The sequence below is a fragment of the Paraclostridium benzoelyticum genome (genome assembly GCF_001006285.1).
Classification (GTDB): Bacteria; Bacillota; Clostridia; order Peptostreptococcales; family Peptostreptococcaceae; genus Paraclostridium; species Paraclostridium benzoelyticum.
The window spans coordinates 1-2,821 of the sequence record NZ_LBBT01000243.1; the positions used below are offsets into that span (position 1 = coordinate 1).

Sequence of the window (2,821 nt, forward strand, 5' to 3'; positions counted from 1 at the left end):
TATATATTCAAACAATTTTGTTACCTCTTTATTTTATTTTTTATACTATTTAAAATTAAATTTACTTCATCTACTTTTAAAAGAATTATGCATATACCATAAGTTAATGCCCCACATCCCACTGATCCACCTAATGAAATAATATCATATATCTTTTCAGCCGTTAATTTTTTCTCTAAAGCAGCAGGTAAAATTTTATGTAATAAATCTGGTAATACTCCATCTAATAAAGGAGGTACCGCCTCATTCAAGAAATTATATACAAATAGTGTTACAACAGCCATCAATAATGCTGATACAATTGATTTTATTAAAACGATTATAATTGATTTACCGCCAAATGGCCCGATCTTTTTTCTTAAACTTATAAATAATAATATTATGGTAACTATTGCAGAAATACTAGTTGCTAAAGCCAACCCTGCATGTTGCATATTTGTATATCTTACAAATAGTAAGTTTAATACTATATTTAATACAATAGTAATTATCCCATTTACCATAGGTGTTGTTGTATCTTGTAATGAGTAAAATACCTTTCCAAGTATATCTCTAAGACCAAATCCTATGATCCCTATTGAATAAAATACTACTGCTATTGCTGTCATTTGTGTAGATTTTGCATCAAATGCACCTCTTTGGAAAAGCACTTTAACTATTGGAGTTGCAAGTATCATAGCACCTATTGATATAGGGATCAGTAAAAGTGTAACTGTGTTTACTGATGTTTTTATCGCTTTATAAAATTCTTCTTTATCGTTTTGTGTTGTTAACTTAGCTAATAATGGATAAACAACAGAAGAAATTGATACTATAAACATACCCATTACAAATGAATTCAATTTAGCTGCATAATCTAGTGATGATATACTTCCTTCAGCAAGATTAGATGCTATTGTCCTATCTACAATAGTGCTAACTTGATTGACTGCAACCCCTATTAAGACAGGTATTACAAGCCATAGCATTTTCCTTAAATATTTATCATTAAAATCAACAAATAGATTATATTTAAATCCTCTTTTTTTAGCAAAGGGTAGCTGGAATAAGAATTGTAAAAATAATCCTATTAAAGCTCCCCAAGGAAGTAAATGTATACTTATTATTGAACTCAAAACTATAGATGTTATAACTATAATATTATTTGGCACACTCATAAGTCCAGGTATTACAAAGTTTCCTTTTACCTGAAGATAAGCCGTCATAATATAACTCATTCCTAAAAAAGCTAATCCTATTATCATAATTCTAGTAAAGTATACTGTTTGAGCAAATATATCACCTTTAAATCCCATTGCAAATACATGTACAATTTGAGGTGTAAATATCAATCCTAATATAGAAAATGCCATACAAATTAAAATAACTGTATTTAATACGTTATTTGTAAATTTGTTTGCTTCCTTTTCTCCATTATTCTTAAGTACCTCTTGGTATAAAGGTATAAACGCTGTATCTAAAGATGTTCCTACTGCTGCGAATATAACTACCGGTATAGTCATAGATACTTTGAACACATCACTTATCCCCTGTGTTCCGTATACTCCAGCTAGAGTTAATTCTCTTCCAAATCCCAATACTTTTGCTATTAACGTAGCTATCATCAATCCTATCGTTGTTTTTGCTACCTTTGACATAAATATTTCTCCTTTTTTAGACTTATATAATTTACAACATTAAATAACTATGTTTTTTTAATTTATATAAGCTTTTTATTTATATAGTTTCACTTTAAAAAGGTTAAATTTATAACTATATAATTTACCAGAATTATATTATACATCTTTTTATATCTTTTCAAGTTACAACTTTTACATTTATTTCCATTTGACTAAATCGTGAAATATTCTCTCTAATTGAAATTACTACATTGCTTAAGTTCTTAATTCCTTTTATAAGGCTTTGATTAGTTCAGTATAGGACACACGCGTATCTAAAATCATACTACTCTATATCTTTATTTTTTATTTTCTAAATTAATAAAAACCGGACAAATCTACTGTAAATAGATATATCCGGTTTTTTTATTTTCTCGATTCATATTCCTTAACTCTTCTATAAAATGTATTGCTCTTTAATCCTAGCATTTCCATAGCTTTTACAGCAGTAATTTGTCCTGATTTCCATTCTTGATAAACTTCTTCGAATTTTTCTCCTGGATCTATTTTACGTCTACCAAACTTAATACCTTTTTCTCTTGCTATTTTGATACCTTCTCTTTGTCTTTCTTTTGTTCTAAGTCTTTCGTCCTCTGCCATATAACTTAAAAGTTGAAGAATTATATCTGATATTAAATTTTCTAATCCGTTCATGTCTTTGTATTTAGTAGTATCTAAAAGTGGCATATCTAAAATTACTATATCTACTTTTTTAACTTTAACTAATTCATTCCATTCATCTAATATCATTTGTTTATTTCTTCCAAGTCTATCTAATGATTTTATGTATAGTACATCCCCTTCTCTAAGCATCCTTTTTAAAAGTTGGTACTCAGGTCTTTTAAAATCTTTTCCACTCGCAACTTCTAGAAATATATAACTTTCATCAATGCCCAATTTTTTTGCTTCTACAATTTGTCTTTCTAAAGTTTGATCTTTTGTACTTATCCTTGCATAAAAAAATTTTCTCATACCTTTTTTTCCTTTCAAGTGTTATTTTTCTATTCAATAAGTATACTATCATTTTGAAATGTTGCAAATATAAAATTGTTTAATTTTTGAAAGAAAATAACTTTTAAAAAGCAAGCATGTCAAAAAGTAGACTTTTTGACATGCTTGCTTTTTATATCTATAACGAAAAAAATATTTTTAATATTGTAAAT

General features: G+C 27.4%; 2 protein-coding genes. Both read right to left on the minus strand.

What is annotated here, in order from left to right; genetic code table 11:
• Nucleotides 1–20: 20 nt before the first annotated feature.
• The gene (gene murJ, locus VN21_RS12300) at nt 21–1,637 is read right to left on the minus strand and encodes a murein biosynthesis integral membrane protein MurJ (protein WP_046823520.1); all 1,617 of its coding nucleotides are present in this window, start codon (nt 1,635–1,637) and stop codon (nt 21–23) included.
• 387 nt (nt 1,638–2,024) lie between these two features.
• Entirely contained in the window at nt 2,025–2,630 is a 606-nt protein-coding gene (locus VN21_RS12305) for a recombinase family protein (RefSeq protein ID WP_046823521.1), read from the minus strand.
• Nucleotides 2,631–2,821: the final 191 nt, after the last annotated feature.

What these genes read in the sequence shown, in the direction of transcription:
- murJ (WP_046823520.1), bottom strand. Translation starts at nt 1,637, where the DNA reads ATGTCAAAGGTAGCAAAAACAACGATAGGATTGATGATAGCTACGTTA.
- VN21_RS12305 (WP_046823521.1), bottom strand. Translation starts at nt 2,630, where the DNA reads ATGAGAAAATTTTTTTATGCAAGGATAAGTACAAAAGATCAAACTTTA.